14 protein-coding genes are annotated in these 20,143 nt (G+C 49.1%); 2 read left to right on the forward strand and 12 right to left on the reverse strand.

What is annotated here, in order from left to right:
- Positions 1–42: 42 nt before the first annotated feature.
- The 6 genes from AC1DLI_RS17055 to AC1DLI_RS17080 all read right to left on the reverse strand — a co-directional run bounded on the left by AC1DLI_RS17055 (position 43) and on the right by AC1DLI_RS17080 (position 9,159).
- Positions 43–4,071 carry a GH32 C-terminal domain-containing protein gene (locus AC1DLI_RS17055; protein WP_477604550.1) on the reverse strand — a complete coding sequence of 1,343 codons (4,029 nt, stop codon included), beginning with the start codon at positions 4,069–4,071 and terminating at the stop codon, positions 43–45.
- 243 nt (positions 4,072–4,314) lie between these two features.
- Entirely contained in the window at positions 4,315–5,319 is a 1,005-nt protein-coding gene (locus AC1DLI_RS17060) for a LacI family DNA-binding transcriptional regulator (RefSeq protein WP_477604552.1), read from the reverse strand.
- Positions 5,320–5,614: 295 nt separating this feature from the next.
- Positions 5,615–6,418 (reverse strand): phosphosulfolactate synthase, encoded by an 804-nt coding sequence (gene comA, locus AC1DLI_RS17065; RefSeq protein WP_477605050.1) that lies wholly within the window; start codon positions 6,416–6,418, stop codon positions 5,615–5,617.
- A 157-nt stretch (positions 6,419–6,575) separates the two neighbouring features.
- Entirely contained in the window at positions 6,576–7,886 is a 1,311-nt protein-coding gene (locus AC1DLI_RS17070) for an MFS transporter (RefSeq protein WP_477604554.1), read from the reverse strand.
- A gap of 88 nt (positions 7,887–7,974) precedes the next feature.
- Positions 7,975–8,346 (reverse strand): hypothetical protein, encoded by a 372-nt coding sequence (locus AC1DLI_RS17075; RefSeq protein WP_477604556.1) that lies wholly within the window; start codon positions 8,344–8,346, stop codon positions 7,975–7,977.
- 153 nt (positions 8,347–8,499) lie between these two features.
- Positions 8,500–9,159 carry a YitT family protein gene (locus AC1DLI_RS17080; RefSeq protein WP_477604558.1) on the reverse strand — a complete coding sequence of 220 codons (660 nt, stop codon included), beginning with the start codon at positions 9,157–9,159 and terminating at the stop codon, positions 8,500–8,502.
- A gap of 178 nt (positions 9,160–9,337) precedes the next feature.
- Here AC1DLI_RS17080 and AC1DLI_RS17085 point away from each other — a divergent pair, with 178 nt between their 5' ends.
- Positions 9,338–9,502: a hypothetical protein gene (locus tag AC1DLI_RS17085; RefSeq protein ID WP_308998336.1), complete on the forward strand. Its 165-nt coding sequence runs from the start codon at positions 9,338–9,340 to the stop codon at positions 9,500–9,502.
- Positions 9,503–9,579: 77 nt separating this feature from the next.
- On the opposite strand, the gene AC1DLI_RS17090 is transcribed toward AC1DLI_RS17085, so the two are convergent.
- A complete protein-coding gene (locus AC1DLI_RS17090) occupies positions 9,580–10,302 on the reverse strand; it encodes a ThuA domain-containing protein (protein ID WP_477604560.1) in 723 nt (240 codons plus the stop codon).
- Between the two features lie 197 nt (positions 10,303–10,499).
- Between AC1DLI_RS17090 and AC1DLI_RS17095 the strand changes: the two genes are divergently transcribed.
- Entirely contained in the window at positions 10,500–11,462 is a 963-nt protein-coding gene (locus AC1DLI_RS17095) for a helix-turn-helix domain-containing protein (RefSeq protein WP_477604562.1), read from the forward strand.
- Positions 11,463–11,551: 89 nt separating this feature from the next.
- Here AC1DLI_RS17095 and AC1DLI_RS17100 read toward each other — a convergent pair whose 3' ends face one another.
- The 5 genes from AC1DLI_RS17100 to AC1DLI_RS17120 are packed head-to-tail and all read right to left on the reverse strand — an operon-like array spanning position 11,552 to position 20,142.
- A complete protein-coding gene (locus AC1DLI_RS17100; RefSeq protein ID WP_477604564.1) occupies positions 11,552–14,440 on the reverse strand; it encodes a GAP1-N2 domain-containing protein in 2,889 nt (962 codons plus the stop codon).
- Entirely contained in the window at positions 14,440–15,699 is a 1,260-nt protein-coding gene (locus AC1DLI_RS17105) for a TRAFAC clade GTPase domain-containing protein (RefSeq protein ID WP_477604566.1), read from the reverse strand. The genes AC1DLI_RS17100 and AC1DLI_RS17105 overlap by 1 nt, the downstream gene beginning before the upstream one ends.
- A 14-nt stretch (positions 15,700–15,713) precedes the next feature.
- Complete coding sequence (locus AC1DLI_RS17110) at positions 15,714–16,349, reverse strand: beta-mannanase (RefSeq protein ID WP_477605093.1); 636 nt, start codon at positions 16,347–16,349, stop codon at positions 15,714–15,716.
- A gap of 22 nt (positions 16,350–16,371) precedes the next feature.
- Complete coding sequence (locus AC1DLI_RS17115) at positions 16,372–17,658, reverse strand: vWA domain-containing protein (RefSeq protein ID WP_477604568.1); 1,287 nt, start codon at positions 17,656–17,658, stop codon at positions 16,372–16,374.
- Between the two features lie 57 nt (positions 17,659–17,715).
- On the reverse strand, positions 17,716–20,142 hold the full coding sequence (locus AC1DLI_RS17120; RefSeq protein WP_477604570.1) for a transcription initiation factor TFIID: 2,427 nt from the start codon (positions 20,140–20,142) through the stop codon (positions 17,716–17,718).
- Position 20,143: the final 1 nt, after the last annotated feature.

The following is a 20,143-nucleotide window of genomic DNA, read 5'->3' on the forward strand; positions in this document are numbered from 1 at the left end:
CCCTAGGACGAACGGCCACCTCTCTCCAGTTTACGCCTTGCGCTATCCGTTCACCGCAACCGGAACATGAATATCGTCCGCGTTGAGATGGCCGAAGCCTCCGGTCGCCTGATCCACCAATTTGATATAACAGGTTGTGCCTACGTAATCCTCGGCGTTCCAGCTCATTCGGGCGTAAGCTTCATTGCTGGCGCCCGTCGCTTTCATAAGCACCGCTCCATCGGAAGCTCTGACCAAAGCAATGTACAGATTACTAATGTCATTGCCTCCCCCGATCAGAAAATCAATGGCTCCCGTGCCGCCCAGTTCAAAATCCGCCGATCTCAATACGCCAACCTGAGCGTCGCTTCCAGCTTTAAAGCCCCAAAGGTGATAAATGCCATTCTGATTAAAAGGCCCGCCCCAGCCCCAGCCCGTATCGGAAGTGACATCCGCGGCACTGAAGGCATCCCCGCTTGCGACCGTCCAGCCCGTTAGATCGCCGCTTTCAAAATCATGGTTCGCCAGCTCGCTTGTTTCCACCAGCGTAGGCACATTGACATCATCCACGTTAAGATGGCCAAACCCTCCCGCAGACTGATCCACGATTTTGATATAGCATTCCGAGCCGACATGAGCCGCTGCGTTCCAATTGATGCGCGTGTAGGCTTCATTATTGCTCCCGGTCGCTTTCATCAACTCCGCTCCGTCGGAGGCTCTCACCAAAGCAACATATAGATTGCTGATATCATTGCCGCCGCCAACTAAGAAGTCGATGGCCCCTGAACCGCCTAAAACGAAGTTATCCGATTTCAACACGCCCGTCTGCGCATCCCCACCGTCCTTATGCCCCCAAAGATGATAGCTTTTATTTTGATTGAACGGTCCGCCCCAACCCCAGCCAGTGTCGTTTGTTACGTCCGCGGCGCTGAAGGCATTGCCGCTGACAACGGTCCAGCCCGTTAAATMGCCGCTCTCGAAATCGTGATTCTCCAGAATGCCTGCGGCATTCCCTGCCGGCTTAACCGGAACGATAAAATCATCGACATTGAGATGCCCCCAGTTATCTGTCCGCTCATCCACGATTTTAATGTACATAGCTGTGCCGATATACGCCGTTGCATCCCAGCTCCTTCGCGTATAGGCTTCCGTCGTGCCCTTGCTGCTTTGCCAATCCCAGTAGCTGCCCGGCCCGCTCGTTCGGTACAGCTCCTTATTATCCGATGCCCGGTAAACAGCGACATAAAGCTTATCGATATCCGAGCCTCCTCCTGCCTGAAAGCTCACCTGGCCATTGCCGCCCAGCGTAAAGACTTCCGACTTCATAACCCCTGTCGACGCGTCCCCCCCGCTCAAATGTCCCCATAGATGATAGCTACCCGTTTGGTTAAAAGGCTGAGTCCCCCAAAAAGTCGTTTGGTTCGTTATCGCGCTGTTAGAGAATGCTGTCCCGCTCTCCACGATCCAGCCGCTCAAATCTCCTTCTTCGAAGCCGCCGTTAAACAAATTGACCGACGTTGGGGCGTTTACGATCGTAACGCTTCGCGTGGCAAGCTTTGAGCCATCTCTTGTTTTTGCCGTAATGACCGCCGTTCCGGCCATTTTGCCTGTTACGATGCCGTTTACGACCGTCGCAACGGAAGGCTGGCTGGACGTCCAAATGATGTTCTTATTCGTCGCATTGGCCGGTGCAACTACCGCTTGCAGCGTCTTTTTGCCGCCGACCAATACCTCCAGCGAAGACGGAGCAAGGCTTACACCCGTTACGGGAACCGGCTCATAGGCCGATTTCATCCGCCAAACCTTCAGGCTTTTGACCGTGATGGAGCTTGTATTCGCATTTCCCCAAAGCTGAAGCCCCTGCGCATCACTGCGCGTCGAATACGTCCGAGTCGTGATCGACTTCAAACCGTTTAAATAAGACTCCACCATCGATTTATCCAGGAAAACGCGAAGCTTGACGTTTTCAGTCCCGATATCGACAGTGCCCTTCTGCACGCCCTTGTTGCTGCCGGCAACCGTTTTCGTCCGATCGACGCCGTATTCGTCATTGCTGTTCTTGTAATAAAGCAAGGTTTCTTCTTCGCTGTTTGGAGATTTCCGCACCTTGAGACCTACGCTGTCCGCCGAACCTCGGGCAATTTCCAGCTCAATTTCAAGCGTATCCCCGGTTATCGATGAGAGAGCTGTATTTGCGGCCGCAAAGCTTGTATCCGTCGTAATGTTTAAGAGCTGCTGTCCGCGTAAGCTTTGTAATTCAGAAATCGGATTTATTCCTAATTTGCCGTCCGGGCGCAATTGCAGTTCCACCGGCAAACCCGCGTTATGCGCCCAGCCAAAATCGGAATCCTCCTGAGACGTTCTTTGGCCCTGGGCAACCGTGAACATAATATTCCGTCCCGTTACCGGATCCGTAAAGGCGCTCGGTCCCGTAAAATGAAAATCGCCAAAGTCCATAAGCTGGGGAGCCGGGCTGTCAGGCGTAAATTTCGCGGTCGTGCTGTTCCAGGTGCCAATCCAGTAATAAACCTCCACATCCGCGCCTGACCCTACGGGACTAATGGCAAACAAATGCTTACCGCCGCCTAGCGGTAAAATAATTGGAAGCTCCCATACAGGCCCCAAAAAAGGATAATTCGTCATATTAGCCTGGTACAAAGGGCCGCGATAAGTCCAGTTCATTAAATTCGGATCCGTCGTCGAATAGACCGCTGCGGTTCCGCCTTGTCCTGCAATACCCGTACCGTTCAGCAAAAACCAAGTCGAGCCGTCCTTGAATACATAGGGGTCGCGGAATTCTCCAGAGATGCCTTGGCCTGACTGCTGCGAAATTGCCAGCTTGGATTCTTTAACCCACCGCTTCAAGTCGTTGTCCCCATCGGTCTGGACGGTGCTTCTCGCCACACCCACGTTTTGGTTACTGCTCATATAGGGCTTGGAATCGTTGCCAGCCGTAAAAAATAAAGTAGGATTGCCGAAATCATCGATTACGGCGCTTCCCGTCCAATCTCCGTCAGGATCGACCTGGAACAGCTCAGGGGAGATAGCCGGCGGGAGATCACGCCAATGCACCATATCATCACTGACCCAATGCCCCCATTGCATATTGTGCCAATAAGGCCCTTGCGCGTTATTTTGATAGAACAAATGGTATTGTCCGTTATAATAGACCGGCGCATGGGGCTCGTTCATCCAATGGCCCGGCGCAATGGCATGGTAGGTCGGCCGATGCTTATCCCCGTCATATACGCTCCGGTCAAAGCTTAAATTCGGCGTCGGAAGATTGCCTCCAAGCGCCGATAATCGGCTGTCATATGCGGTTTGCGCCTCGGCAGCCGTAAAGGCGCCATTGTAAAGTTTCACCTCGTCGATAAGTCCGTTAAACATATTGAGCGGGAAAACGGCAAGCGGCGTACTTTGGTTATTTTTCCCGATCAGCAGATTGTTCGAGGAATGGGAAATCGTTGTGTTTGCTGGTATCGCGCTCGAAGCTACCTGTTTCCCGTTCAAGTACAGTTTCATCGTGCCGGCGGTGCCGTCGACCGTTGCCGCGATATGCGACCACTCATTTTTGGGCAGCGCCTCATAGGACCATACTTCATGCCAGGCGCCCCCGGACCCGAACTGGAATGACCATGTGCCGTGCCGGAATACACCTAAAATAAAACCTTGATTGGCCGATTTATCCTGCTGGTTTACCACTGCGGACAGTATGCCTCCGTCACCCCATTCATAAGCGCGCGGGGCTACCCAAGCTTCAACCGTCATCGCGTTTGCAGGAGTGGAAATAGCGCTGTGCGTAATCCAGTTTGAATACCCGTCGAAAAGCAGCGTTTTGCCCGAAATGCCGTCTTCGCGCCAAACCGGATCACTCGAGGGCTTGTAAACCGCATTGTTGAATACATAATTAATCGGGTCATTCGTTCCGCTGACTTCTTCCTTCGTCAGCTTGCCGCTCCCCTCGTCCAGCTTCCATTCGGCAATTTTCGTTGCAGCCGCCTCAGCTTTTGGCGGTGCGAATATTGCGGGTACGAATAATGATATAGCCAGCGTGCAAATAACAAGCTTCGTAATGCCTTTCCCAATCCTCATCCTTACGCCTCCTAGAATCGTATCGGTACTACAGCTGCGACCATCACTTTAAATAAGAAGCCCGTTATGTAAGCGTTGACATTTTATCGTAGATCAGGCTCCTGATTCAAAGCTTTCCATGCCTTTCTGGGTGCCATGTTATGAGAAACGGTTTCGCAAAAACCTGTTATGATAAGAATGCATCACCTCCTTATATTTTAAATCGTTTACGCAAACGTTTACGTAACAGGCAAAAAAGAATAGTCAGCTCGATTGCCTGACTATCAGCTTTGCCGTTAAGCGATGCTCCTGTTTGGGGGCCGTCGCATGTTCTATCCTCTCCAGCATAACCTCCGCCGCTTTTACGCCAAGCTCGAAGGCAGGCTGCTCAATGACGGTAAGCGGCGGCGAGGTAATTTGTGTCCATTGAAATTCATCATATGCAACAACTGCGATTTGTTCCGGTATGCTTATCTTCTTTTCTTGCAGATAAGCCATAACCCCCATAGCCATAACGTTATCCGATACGAAAATAGCTGTAGGATCCTGCTTTAGCAAGGAATCCGCAAGCTTATAACCGCTGCTTAGCGAAACCTCACCCATCTGAATCAAAGCCTGCTCTACCGGAATGCCGGCTTCTGACAATGCCTCGATATAGCCCAAATGCCGCTCTTCCGTCGTCGTAAGCGTGTACGGTCCTGATAAATAGGCAATCCGTTTATGGCCCTTGTCGATCAGCATTTGCACGGCTTCCTTGGATACGGTCTTGTTATCAACCACAACGGAGTCTCTATCGCTGTTATCTGGCACCCTATCCAAATAAACGACGGGATAATCGCCGAATAAGGGCTCATAATCAAGCTCTCTGCTCGAAGGCGCCATGATCAGTCCATCGATCATCTGGGAGCTAATCATCCGAATCTCTTCCGTTTCAAAATTTTCCTCCTCATGCGAATCGCTCAGCACGAGATGGTAGTTATTTTGCTTCAGCACGCTTTGAATGCCCGCGGCAACCGACATAAAGAAATAATTCGACGTTTCCGAGGCCAGGATAGGCGCCAGAAAGGCAATGACATGGGATTTACGGCTTCTTAAGGATCGTGCGACGGAATTAATCCGAAAGTTCAAATCATTCATCGCTTGATGAACTTTCCGTTTCGTATCCTCCGATACAAATCGCGTGCCGTTAATGACATGCGATACGGTAGCGGTAGATACGTTGGCATGCTTCGCTACGTCTTTAATGCTTATATTTTTATTTTCACTCATATATTCACACCTATGCTCGTCATTCTATTTTATAATCGTCTGCGTAAATCTTAACGTAAACGTTTACATAATTAACTTTATTTGATTCGCATAGGTTTGTCAAATGTATTTTATCCTCAGTAAGCCTTGTGCCCATGGGTGCTTGAATGCGTGGATAGGTTTATGTACTAAGCAGCCTCCATTTAATCTTTTGAACGGATGAGGATGAACCGTATGCAGCTTGTTTCTGACCTAAATCCGTTTCAAGGAAACCCCTTCTGATCGGAGTTTCCTTATTCAAAGCTCGTTCACTGCTTTAAATCATATAAAAAAATTCCTTAGCTTGCTGTTCCCTTACTCCAAATTCGAATGTATCCTGACGAAGCCCGCGCCTCATCGTCTCCAGAGAAAGTATATCGCTTGCCGGAATATTTCCTAAATGCACATCTGGACCAAACTTGTGTAATAGCAGCACCTGTTGATGCTTGAGCGGTGCCTCCCACAATAGCCGCTTCGTATCCGGAACAAACCGTAATATGGCATCTAGAATATCCATTCGGCACTCGCCATTCTCATCGAATAGTCCGACACCTACACCCGACTCGCGGGCTTCAACCGTTACGAGCTCGGCACCTGCTTCCAGATCAAGCTCAAACGTTTGTGCAAGATGCTTCGCATCAATAAGCGACCCCGACAGTTTTTTACCGTACTCCGTAAAAACCTTAAGTCCGTGTTTTTTGCCTTCGTGTATCAATTCGGTACGTTTTCGGCGCGTTAGCTCAATCGTACCGTCGGATACTTCAATTGCGTTAAAACCAAGATTGCACACGGCATGGAAGAATGCCGACACAACATCCTGCTGCACGGCCGTCTCTAGAAGCGTACCGCCCGGCATAACCGTAATTCCGTGTTGTTTTGCCAAATTAATCTTGTAAATTAACAACTCCGTATTATATAGAGGGGCCGTGCCAAAGCCGAATTTCACGCAGTCCATATAATTCGAGGCTGTTTCTATTAAATCAATAAATGCATTTCTACCGAGGCCTTTATCAATGACCATCGTTAGACCGCGGTCAGCTACCTGACACGTTTCGTGATTACCGGCTTCCATTTCGGACATGTCGCGAAGCCCGCTCGGGTCAGACAGCTCTTTTGGCCAAACGGCATACAAGGAACCTTTACCTTTCAAATGAGATCTCCTCAATTCTTTGTCATTGATTGATGAGGTATCCTATGCGCTTATCCCCCGGCTCGTGCCTATTGACAACGGCGTATCGTTACACGTCCTTTTCTTCCAATAATTGGGCGGGAGGTTTAATCAGAAAGAACACTAATCCCAGCGTAATAAAAGATAATGCAGAGACCGTGATAAATATCATGCGTTCCGACTTATCCATCATCCATCCGAATAAAGGAGGCCCCGCCGCTACACCTAAAAAACGCAGGCTATTGTATAAAGAAGTGATCATACCGCGTTCGCTTTTCTGTACGGCGCCGGTGATCATCGTATTTAAGCAGGGCAGGAGAAGCCCGGTTCCAATGCTGCTGACCGTTAACAGACCAATAAATACGTAAATGTTTTTGAAAAAGAATATAGCCGAACCAAGAGAAACGGTCATGGCAACCAGCCCGATATTCATGAGCCAGCGAATCAAAACGCCATTCTTCTTAATTAAGCTCCCTGTGGTATATGAAGTAATAGCCATACCGAGCAGTGGTATGGCTATTATTAAACCTTTTTTGATGCCGTTAATGTTGTAGGGTTTTTCTTCAAGCGTGTTGGACAAGTAAAAAAGTACGCCGAACAGAATAAAAAGCCCCAGAGACCCTGCCAAAAACGAAGTGGTCAACCATCGGCCCTTTTCGCCGAATAATCGTCCGATTTTGTGTATGTACGTCTTTAAATCTTGTTTATGATCATGTTTGGGCTCTTTTATCAAAAAAATGACAGCCAGCAGAGACAATGCGCAAAACACTGGAAAAGCAAAAAAGGATGCATACCACACGATTAAAACAAGCAAAGATCCGATGATGGGACTAAGAACCTTCCCTATCCCATTTGATGCCTCTATCAAGCCCAGCGCTTTGCTTTCCGTTCCACCATTATATAAATCGCCTACAAGCGCCATCGCAATAGGTGCCGTACCAGCGGCAGCAAGACCTTGCATCGCTCTGGCAGCAATAATGACCGGATAGGAGTCCCAGATGGCGCCAAACCCAGCCAAGATCCCGCAACCGCCGTATACGATCAATGCAGGGATAATGATGACCTTCCGGCCAAAACGATCCGATAAATAGCCAATGACCGGTATGAAAATTCCTGCGGCTAAGGAAAAAATCGATATAATCAAGCTGCTTTGAAATTTGCTGATTTCAAGCTCTCTTTGCATTACAGGGAGTACTGGCACCAGCATCGAATTGCCAAATACGAGCACGATCGGGATCGTGGCTAACGCAATAAATTCCCAAATGCGGCCTTTTGAACCGCTGTCAGGCTTCGTCTCCTTTTCTTTTACCTCCTTCGATTCTCTCGGTCTCATATCGCTCCTGAACGTAATGTTCAACTTCCTGGATTTCGTCTTTTCCATAATTGCTAGCTCTCCTCTAGATGGGGTTATGATGGGGCATTCAAATGAAAAAGAGACATTCCAGTGCATGGAACGTCTCTTTTTCATTTTAAACTAAGGCGCCTTCGTTCTGTACGATCGCCATCGCTTTGTCGAAGTCTTCTTCCTCGATGACGATGGTTAGCAGGATATCGCGTCCCGTTATTTCGTTGTCTTCGCCGCCTGAGCTCATTCCGCTTGCGCTGACGCTTACGGCAGCAAGGATGCCCGCATTTGGCAAGAAATCGCCGCCAAGCGTCAAGCTTCCGAGATTGGGAAAGTCGCTCGTTACGGGATTTTCGATGTGGTTAAGGCCATCTCCAGGATATCCGTCAAATCTATCGATAGAGCTGTCCGCGAGCTTTAAAGTTTTTATTTGCTCTAATGCTTTTTCCGCTTGTTCCGGGCTTTTGAAGTAGGCAAGGATGTTCTTCTCGGCCATGCGTATCGCCTCAATTCTTTGCAGTGATGACGTTGATTATTCCGTTAACATAAATTAGGATTCACGATTAAAAATCAAACTATGCATCAAATTATACACTGCGGAAGTTCGGCCTACAGTTGGCTAATTACGCAAAAAACCAAGGTCAAGCAATCAGCTTTTTTTTCGCCAGGCTATTGTATATAGAGGTGACTTTGGGTACGACGCATTAAGCAGCCAACTTACGATTCTCGTTGATATCCATTGGCACAGGACCGCTTGCACGATGATCGCCCAGTCAATCACATAAGAAGTAATAATAATGATGCTCCCATTCATTACAAACAAAACCTTTGCAGTTTCGATATTTTTATATTTTGAAATCGCCAATGCAGCAAACCCGATCCCTCCATTTGAAACTCCCTGTTTTAGAAGAATCGAAACACCGGAGCCAAGGATTACAGAACCGACCAGGAGATCGCTCCATAAATTCGTAAAAGGAGAAGCGGCATATACCTCAAAAACATTTACCGAAACGGAAGTTATCGTAATCGTTATTATCGTGCCGACGGCACTGACTTTTCCGAGATAATGGACCGAAGAAATCAGAAATAGAAAATTGGTAATCCATAAACCAATGCTCATCGGGGTCTGAAACCAGTAGTTTAACAGCACCGCAATACCCGCGCCGCCGCCGGATGGTATGGAATGAGGGAATAGAAATACGCCCATGGCAAACCCTTGGATGACCGATCCCGCGAAAATGAAAATGCCCCTTTTGAACAATCGGCGCAAAAATAATTCGTTCAGTAGATTTTGTCTATTTTTTTTCACAAGGGATCATCCTTATTTCATTTGGTATGGCAGCCCGTCCTGCTTTTCATTAAATGTATGCTTTCCATCACGGGTGAATGCCACGGAATAAAGTTACTTTCTACGTATAAGATCGAAGCGTGTTACGAATGATAAAAGTTAGCCTTTGGGCGAAGATTTATTGTGGAGGAGAATTGAAATGACGACAAGCAGACAACATCAGGCAAGTGGACAAATCGAAGAACAAATAGAGCAGCAAATTCAAGCCGCAACGAAGATACAGGGCGAAAGCAAGCTCGACCAAGAAATTAAAAGTGCCGCCAACGAACATTCGTCTGAAATGGATGAAATCATAGAAAAATAAGCGGAGAAGCGGCGTTACAGAAAAGAACCGGCCATCTATTAGGATGTCCGGTTCTTTTCTTGCTAAATTATGAATAATTACTTTGCCGCTATTTTTTCTAACGGCTGCGCATTCCCATAGACAGGGCGATTGCGCTCTACAGGCTGAGCCCATTTCACGGCATTCACAATGACGCGTTGAATGTCTTTGTTATGATAGGTCGGATAGGTTTCATGTCCGGGTCTGAAATAAAACACTTTGCCGTTTCCGCGCGTAAAGGTGCATCCGCTGCGGAACACTTCTCCGCCTTCAAACCAGCTTGTAAAAATAAGCTCGTCCGGCGCAGGGATATCAAAGTGTTCGCCGTACATTTCTTCTTTTTCCAGCTCGATAAATTCTCCAACGCCTGCTGCGATCGGATGGCTTGGCGCGACAACCCAAAGGCGCTCTTTCTCATCCGCTTCACGCCATTTCAAATCACAGCTTGTACCCATTAGCACTTTAAAGATTTTGGAGAAATGGCCGGAGTGAAGGACAATGAGGCCCATGCCGTCCAGCACGCGCTGCTGTACTTTTTGGACAACTTCATCCTGTACTTCTCCGTGCGCGAGATGTCCCCACCAAATCAACACATCCGTATGGTTTAATACCTCATCTGTCAAACCGTGCTCCGGCTCATCGAGCGTAGCCGTCCCGGCTTCATAGCCTGCTTCCGTCAAAAAACCTGCAATCGCGCCATGAATGCCATCCGGATATATTTCACCTACAAGCGGGTTTTTTTTCTCATGACGATTCTCGTTCCATACCGTTACTTTTATCATTATCCGAACACTCTCCTTCATGATTTCACTATTCATAGTATAGAAAAGCCAAGCGGCTAAGAAAATGCTTTATCATGCCCCTTTTATATTCAAAAATGTCCTCCTTTTCTATTCGATCCAAAAATACGCGGAGCAGTGTTGATTTTAATGAACCTACATTTCCAAAAGTGATATACTCCAATTAGGAGGCAATGCTTATGACCTTAATAGAAACGACCATCGATACGCATGCTGAAGCGATCAACGAAGAGGTTATTTATCAGAATCCGCTGCTTTTTCTAAAGATTTGGGAGATCAGCTTAGAACCGCATCAATGCAGCACTCTTGAGAAACACCCCTGGCACTATCATAAAGAAGTAGAATTTCTTGCAGTCATAGAAGGGCATTTAGGCGTACAGAGCAAGCACAATTACGTTGTCCTCGGACCGGGTGACGTTATGGTTTTGGGAGCTTCCCAGCCGCACCGCTCCCATAAGCCGCTTACGGATGCCCTGCATTACGTGGTGTTCCAGATCGATCTGGGCAAACATTTTGACCAGAGCACCATGCCTTATCTTTACTGCTTTTCGGAACAGACGGAGCCTCTGGAAAAGCTGAATTATATTTTCGACATCAACGAATCGGCCAAACAGGAAGCGTATGCTTTTATTATCGAAATTTTCAAAGAATCGCAAACACGGATGAGAGGCTACGAAATTGCCATCAGCGCTACGATCAAGAGACTGATGCTGCTGCTGTTAAGATGCGATAGCCGCAACATACTGAACTATACGGAGGAAACCGAATTAAATCGGTTACGACCGGTTCTTGATTATATCAACGCCCACTTGAAGGATAAGCTCTGCGTCGAAGATGCTTGTCATTTGCTCAATTTGAGCTACCACTACTTCATCAAATATTTCAAGAAAACCATGGGCGTCTCGTTCTTGGATTACATCAACTACAAACGAATCAAGCGATCGGAACTTTTGTTGCTGACGAGTGAGCTGAGTATTATGGATGTGGGCTACGAGGTGGGGATCTCAAACATGGCCCAGTTCTATAAACTGTTCAAGCGGCATAATCAGTGCTCACCCCGGGAATTCAAAGTGCGCATGCGAAACGAGTCCAGAGCTTCGATGAGTGCCGATCAGCTAAACTCCGATACCTTGGAGCGATAGCACGGACAAAAAAGAATGAACCTCGGAATAGGAGTATTCCAAGGTTCATTCTTTTTTAAATCCTTCAATGCTGCGCCCAAAAAATTTGGTTATTTGTCGATCACCTGCAGCACCGTTAGTTTATATTCGTTATCTCCGTTTCGAATGATGCTGTTAGCCGGAAGATCGACCAATTTGCCAAGGCTTACATCGACCCGACTTGTATAGCCTTCTCGCTCAGGAGCAATTAAGTTATCTGCAAGCGGTGTTTCTGCAGGCTGAATCGTAGCCGTTGCCTTAGACTCCGTCCCTTCCGTTGCTGAGGGATCCGGCGTTTGCGAAGCACCGATAACGTCCGAACTGCAAGCAGGCGTCAGCTTCAGCTCCGTGTATTCTACAGCTTCGACGCCAGGCGGCTCTATCGTTAATGAACTTGGTGCAAACAGTGCGCACGCGGCTGCACTCTTGAATAAAAACACCAAGGAGGTAGCAGCTTCCTGCCCCTCGGACGCTTCCGTTTCCTCAGCGTATACGAGTGATTCCGGCTGAGTCACGTCCGTTTCAGCCGTAGGCGTAGGCTGCGCCTCGTGTAAGGCTGCTCCCTCGCCATTCGAAGTCCCCTTATCAGAGAATGAAAGCATGATGCCCAGGACGAGCGAAATAATGCCTATTCCCGCAATGCTCGTAATTAACGTCGCTTTCCGATTCCGGCGAAAGAACTTTGCAAGCGGCGATGATAGCTCCCGCTCCGCCTGCTTGTACAGTGCTGTAAGGGAAGGACTTGCCTTATCGAAATACTGCTTCCAGTTAGCTCGTTTTTTGAACGCATCGCGGTCATGGTTTTTAAAATAACCGACTACAGCCGCAGCGTAGGCCGGAACGAAGCCTCTGGGTCTCATAAAGTCAGGATGCTTCTCTGACCACTGGAAGAAATGATACAGCATTTCCTTATTTGGGGCGTTTCGCTGCAAATAGTCGAGCAGCCCCTCATAATCTACCGCTTCGAGGTCTGAGCTCTGCAGAAAGAACAGCATGATTCGCGGAGCATCAGCAAGCTCCGGCTGTCCTGCCAAAAGCTGGCGTCCAGCCTGCTGCACACGGTCGATTTCGTTCGGCGACAGCCGGCCGAATATGGCCGCCGTAGGCTCCGGTAGCATCAAGCACTCATATAGAGCAAGCAGCTCAAGAGCAGCCGATTTGTGGCGATGGTCCCGCAGCTGTCCGTTCCAGCGCTGCAGCCGGTCCTTATAGCTAAGGAAATCAGCCTGCCCGAGTTGCTCTTTGGTTAGGCTGTCCATATTAAGCTCGGTCAGCATCCCCCGGTAAGCAGTTAGCTCTAGTTCCTCATAAAAATCATCGTAATCATAAGATGACGGCTGCTTCCTTAATTGTGATCCTGCATCTTTTCCTAACATGTGCAGTTGCCCTAAAGCCTTGCTTACCGCCGGCAGAGACCAACGCTCCAGTTCCAGCTTTGACATCAGCTGCTGGCTTGCCAGCTCGTGAAACGGTTCATAACCGAGCAGCCTGGGATGAACGCTTTCCCAATTGGCAATTAACTCAAGCATGCTTTTTACGCCCGCTGCAGCCTTTAGCTTCTTCTCCAGAAAGGGAATTAGCAAGCTGCTTGTTAGTCTCGAATCAGCCATCAGCTTAGCGAAGAATACCTTGTTTAAAGAAGGATTGCTTTCGATAGCCGCATTAATGGAATCGATCGTTTCTTGCTTGTTCAGCTTAACCGCATGGTTGAGAGCATGGATATAATAAGTGACCAGCTTACTTTCGATGTTGGAGTTTTCAATTCGGTAATAATCCTTAAAGACGTCCACAATGAATGGCTGCGGCACGATGCCCTGCCGTACGCGATCAAATTCATAATCAAATCGGGACAGGAACAAATCATTTAAGCGGATTTTGGAAAGAAGCGCGCCGGATGGCTGCAAATATTCCAGCAAGCCGCGCAGCACTGCCGTCTTATGCTCTTCATACAGCGACTCGTTGCCTTCCTCGATTTGGTACATCACGCACAGCTCGTGGTAGCTGGCCACCGCGTTATACCGCTCCCGCTCCATGCCCGCCAGCATCAGCTCCGCAAAGTGAAAGAAGCGGTCAGTACGCTCAGGCTGCTCCAGGTTGTCCCATGCAAAATCCAAAAACGGCTGGTCTGTTCCGTCTAAATCAACATTCATCATACGGCCGTTTGCGAAATCAAACGTATAATCCTTTTCGATGCTCCGATCTCCTGGGCGCAGACTACCCTGCTCCACGAACGTAAGATGCACCGATTTGCGGCTTTGGGGCTCCTTCGCATACGTGATAAACCCAAGCTGCCTGCGGTAAGCGTAAGGCAAGCTCGCATAAAGCACCGTTAGCAGCTGCTTTGCTTTATCCGGCAGCTGTGCAATCGGAACGTCAAGGGCGACGTAAATCTTCTTCTTGCCGCTAATTGCCGACATCACGGCGTACAATAGCTGTTTAAAAGGCTGCTCCCCAATGTTCAGCAGCGCTAATATGGAATGATTAGACGGTTTCACGGCAGAGGCTGCTTGGATCGGAAGGACAGCTAATTCCGGCAGCTCCGTACCGTTTTCGATATCATAACCGTCAGCGAAGGAAGCATGAAGCCAGCTTTTATACTCATTTGAGGACTCATTGCTGTAACCAGCCGGGATGATATAGTTATGCGTAAAAAACGCGCTGCGAAGGCCCGTGAAATCCGCTGCTTGATAGACGCTTCGTCCCAGCAAAACGTCGCCATTTTCCAGTCGGAGCAAATGCATCGTCTCGGGAAATAAAGCTCCGTCCTTCTCTCCACGCGCTGCCAGCTCGGTCGGCGTATCGTAAACGCAAAACGGGTGGAGTGTTTTTTTGATAAAAGCTGGATCTAAACCGCTTGATTTGGCTATCGTGTCATAACCTTCCGTGGATCTGAAAATACCGCGTCTCTCCCGTGCGTACATCTGCTGCTGGATCATCCTGCGGGGCGTGAAATCGCGCACTATTCTCTTCTCCCCTCAATGTAGTTCAGCTTATATAGCAGCCAGATGAAAGGCTCGTCCACACGGATTGGACTAACGACGGTTTGCAGCTTCTGATCCACGGGATTGCTGCCGAGAGCGGATACTGCGTAATAAGCCGTATCCTTGAAATAGACATCCATCGTACCCTTGAACGGCCGGTCGACCTTCTCGATAAAGCGGCGGATTTCTCCATCGATATTTTCAAATTCCGTTAGGTTAAAATAATTCCGATGCACCATATTGTTGAAAATATTGCTATTTGATTTAATGTATTCGCCATCCTCGTCCTTCAGCGAATGAAGCATATCGCTCTTCGTCAGCACGACGGCAGTCGGTATATCCGTTTTGTTGTTTTCCTGATAAGCGATGAAATCGCCGAACATCGTCAGCACGACGTCGCGCGGCTCATCGTATTGGGAGACCCATTCTCCAGGCTTGTCACCCAATTTTATTCTAATTTTCTCCCGGATCGAGCGGATTTGCAGTGGATCCACCATCAGCAGGATACCTGCCGAGTTTTTAATATGCTGGCCGTGCAGGCCAAGGTAATCCTGCTCCACCATACCCTCGCCCGCCACATCAAAAAACACGAGCGTGAGCGGCGGTTTGGAATCATCTTTAAACACGAATTGGAAAATAAACGGCTCCTGCATCTTCTCCTTCTGGGTAGATTCAAGCAGGTCGCCGCGCTCGAATAGCGGCTCCTCGTAATTGGTCCGGAACTTGCGGCTGATCTCCGCGTTGRGCGGCATGCAGGCTGCATTGAAATGGTCTGCCGTCGTATTCTGAAGCGTATGGATTAATGCGGTCATATACACCGATTTGCCTACCTGCGATGCGCCGATTATGGAAATAATATTGCTCGGCACCTTGCCTGCCGTTACCGGAAGCTCGTTATGGCATTTCGGACAAAGCCTTCTGCGGGTCAGCTCGCCGTAACGGTCATTGAGTCCGATCAGCACATGGTCGGAATATACCCGGTGCTCTTCCGGCACGTCCTGCGGACGGAGCACCGCTTCCATATCATGCACGGAATCGAGGCCAAAGCGTTCGCGGTATTTGTTCAGCGCCTCGTCTTCTCCCAGCGCATAATCCTCATCATCCTCACGGGAATGGGCAGCGCGAAAAACGACTTCTTCCGGCGTGAATTTACTAAAGCAGTAGGGACAGACAATATCGTAAAACAACGGACGCTGCTTCGCTTCCGGCTTTTTTTTGAAAAGATCGAAAATGCCCATGCGATCATCCTCCTTTATACTGAAATCAATTCGTACATTTGCCCGTAGGTTCGACCGTCGGTGAAAAACAATCGTATAAAATCCTGTTTGCCGATTTCTATGGCAGGTAAAACATTTTTTCCTGCCTCAAATGGAGCAACAAACGGATATAACATGCCGTCTTCTTTATTTGCGGGGTAGCTGCCCTGCTTTTTCACATAGCAAAGCACATCCTTCGCAATCGGAACCTCGCTCGTCACCTGAATTTGAACCTTTTTGAACTTGCTAAAAAAACCGCTTTTGTTTGAAATCGAGTATTGAATTTTTGCTCTGCCCGCACTGATTTCTATACTGTTCTCGCTACTCGGCTGAATGATGAGCTGCGGACCGGCAATGCTTTCCTGACAGGCATATACCGTGTAGACAAATATGCCGACGCCTTCGATTCGGCTGTGGTAGCCGTTATTCGCTTTATACTCTGCTTTCGTGTACAGCTTTAATTGGTCACTGTTTCTATTTCCATCAGCTGCCTTATCGGCAGCTGCTCTACTAATGTAAACCGCTTCTATGTCGCTTGGCCAAATCCAGCGCAGCGTGCAGCGRTCCTCCTCGATCATTCGAGTCAAGCMGCTGATGGCTGGAGAACCGTCCTCTGCATCGGTAAACCGCATTTATATCCGCCTCCCGCATTCATTAAAATCCATGGCTGCGGCTATCCTTCGTTCGTTCGCCCATACCAGCGGAGGATCGGCCATTGATGCCGCTTTTCCTTCCGCCTCCGCGCGCCTTTGGCGCGTTATTGTCCCGAATGGGAACAATCAGCGTGAATAATCCGATGATTGCCGCAAGCACGAGCACGGCAGCTAGTCGGGAGAACGCGTCTGTAAGAACTTGGCCAGACAAGCCGAAGTCCAGGATGAGACCCGCCAGCAAGCCGCCGACGATGCCGCCCGCCCCAAAGCTTACCGCCAAAAAACGATTATCGAACAGCAAACCGAGTGACACGCCGATTGCAGCACCGATTATGCCGAGCGATAAAATACGCAGAATAGTGTAAAACGTACTATCGGCCGCCTTACCCGTACGCTCCGTAAGGAGTGTCTGCTTATCAAGCTTATCGTAGATATTTTGGAATACGAGTGAAATCCCGTTCGCTTCCGTTACGTCATAGTAGCTCCCGCCCGTCGAATCGGCTATATCCTGCAGCAAGTCTGCTCCTCTAGCATCAACAACGCTTAGACCCACTGTATTCACGGCAATTTGCTGTGCTTGGTAATCCGCAATTTGCTGCTCGAGGCTGGATTCGCTAAAGCCGTCCGACAGCAGGATAACCATCGTGCCGCGTCGTCCGTTTTCCTTGCCCATGATCGTTTTCATCGATTCCGCCAAAGCAAGACTGAAGTTCGTTCCTCCGTTTGTCGGTTCGAGCGCATCGATCGCTGCATTTACCTGATCCTTCTCAGCCTGCGTGCCTACGCTGGCAAAAGGCTGAAGCAGTTCCGCCGTATCATGAAAGACGACCACAGCCACACGATTATCGCTCTCCATATTGCTGATTAGCTGCTTCGCTGCTGCGTACCGTTCGTTATCTGGATCGGTCTCGAGCATGCTTCCCGAATTATCGATAACAAGCACGATATCCTTTACCGGCTTCGAACCGCCAAATTGAAGGCCGTATATAAGCTGTACCAGTCCGCCTACTACGAAAAGCATTGCTAGCGTTGCCGGCACGAGCAGCTTCCAGGATAAATCTGTATAGCGCTGCCGCCAAGATGCCCCGTTCAAGCGAGGCGCTATTAATTCTGCAATCAGGCAGGACAGCCCTATGCACAAAGCAATGATTCCAAAATAGAGACCGACGATGACGAAGCGCGGCCAGCCCTCTGACAGCTTGCCCAGCACAAGCTCGCCGATCGCAAATCCCAATACGCCTCCTATTAAACTGAACAATAGAAGGATCACGTTTATTTTTCGTTGCATGTGGACAGCACCCTTTCTGCTTGCTATTGGACCGCTGCAATGATCAATGTTTGCCGGTCAGCGCAGCTCCGGCAGAAAGGCTGGATCAAGCGCATGAAATTCATACCCGTTCTGTAAATAGGTTTCATAGTATACCTTGCCGTTTCTGTAATACATCAAATCCTCTAAATGAAAGCCGCCCATCAAATTCAGCTTTTCAACTCCGCTGCTGCGCCTCTCGTGCACGCAGCCCAGCTTGTAGATTCGTGTCGTTTCGTCAACGCCCAGAGCAAAGCGGATAAACTCGCTCTCACGATCTCCAAACAAATACTTCTCCTCGTAGCGATGCTCATGGGTGTAGTCGAGGAGCCGGATATTAATGGCTGCATTATCTTCCAGCGTACGGTAAAGCTGCTGAAACAACTCATCCCTGGATAAAGCTTTTCGGTTGCTGTAGGCCACAGAAACGTTCGCCCGCAGCAGCAATTCCTCCTCGAAGCTCTGGTTGAACGGATCAGCCGTTAAGATGTGCTTGCGGCAAACATCGATCAATCGCTCTAAGAGGAGATGATCCCCTTGTTCCAGCAGCTCGGTCACATTACCAACGAAACGTTCTTCGAATAATACCTCTTCGCCGCGCTTTTCTGCTATTTCTTTCATAACGCCTTCGGTAACTCGCTCGTAATATTCAAAAACGTTTTGCCCGATATAATCATCGGCTGAACGAATACTTTGCAAGGCAGCCGCCTTAAGTTCTCCCTCCAGCGCATTCATTTGCCGCACTCTCGACCGGTATCCCTCATGAAGCTGTTCCAGCAAGGAAACGAGCTTTCGGTACATTGCAAGCTCTGTCTCCAGCCGCAGCAGCTGCCATTGCTGCCGATAGACCGTATCGAAAAAAGCGCGAATAAAGGAGCGTACATTTTGCTTATCCATAAACGGAAGCCTTTGAAATTTCAGGTCTTCGACACGCGCTTCTCGGGTACGTTCAAGCTCTTCGCCTGCAATTCCGATTTCTCTGGCCAACTCGCGTATGCGGGCGCGAACCGCGTTCAGAACGCTGCCGTCCACATTTTCGTCAGTCCACTCGGACACCTGATAGAAGCAGATCCTCGGTTGTTCTTTGCTATTTCGGGCAATGAAGCGCCGCAGCTCCTCCGCTGCTTTCAGCTCACTCAGCCGCATGCCGGCTGCCTCGATGAAATGCTTGCGGAAGAACAATGCGCAGCCATCGCCAAACAAAGCCTCCTCCGCCTCACGCAGGGACATGCGGCGAAGCTGTTCAAAACGGACGCCGCTCGTTAGGAGGCCCGTCATATCAGCAAGCTTGTCCTCGCCAGGAACGATTTGAGCTACCCGTGCCTCCATCGTAGCGTCATCAAGCCCAAAAAATGCCAATTTTTCCTTATTGTCCAGCGCAGGCGCGTTTTGAAGACGCGCAATGAGCAGCTCGAATAAATGGTACAGCACAGTTAATGCAATCGCGTAAGTAGGTCGTTTCACCTGGGCTAGCCCGGCTGAAACGAAACCTTGCCTTCCGGATTCAGCCATCAGGCTGTTTCTGAACGAGGCATTGTTATAGCTTCCGTCGTTGGATTGAACGAGGGCTTCCTTCCGCTTCCTGTTCTTCAACAGCAGAATACGGCAAATCATCTCATAATTATCCTGCATGCCGTTAAGAGTTGTCATCCCCCGCTCGTTACGGTCCGATAACAGATAGACGAGATCGAATAGCGGAGATTGCTTATGCTCGACGGGAATAGCAAGTCCGTCGCCCGTAACCTGAAGCTTCGCGGAGAACGTAAATTCCGGCCGCTGCATTCCTTCCAGTTCGCGCAGGAAGCCGATTCCCGCCGCACCCGCATAACCGAATGTCTCCGACTGCTCCCGTTCATTAATCAAGGCATACAAATCCATCTGAACGGATTTGAACAACTGCAGGAAAATAGATTGCGCAAGCAGCGAGATTTCAGGGATAAGGATATTCATTGGATCATCTACCCTCGTAATGACAGCAAGGTGAAGCCGGTCGAAGGAGGCATACAATCGGCCATAATCCGCAATCGTATCACTAACCTGCCTCAACGACCTGTTGAGCTCGATCAGATGTCGGCCCTCCTCACGGAAGGCTGCCCCGATATCTTTGCGTACCGTTCTCTTCTCGCTTTGGTCCGCAGAAAGCCCAGTCAATGCTGCACGGAAAACCTTTGGAGCTGAGCGGTTTTTGCCGGCCTCGGATGATGCTGACGCAGAGCCGATCTGCTCGCTTTTCTGGGTGCCGTCCTTTCCTTCACTCGTTGATACATGCAGATAGATAACACCAGCATTGTTATCCCATTTCAACTCGTTCGAGAGTATCATCGGCTCAATCGCATGTCCCGCTTCATCACCTACGAACAGAAAGACGGTTGGATAATGGATACTGCTCTGATCATCCTCTAGACCTCTTAGCTTATGTTCGGCGGCTGAATAGTCAGCCGCGAATCGATCCAACAATTCTCTCATC

The sequence above is a fragment of the Paenibacillus sp. 01T443 genome (genome assembly GCF_056398325.1).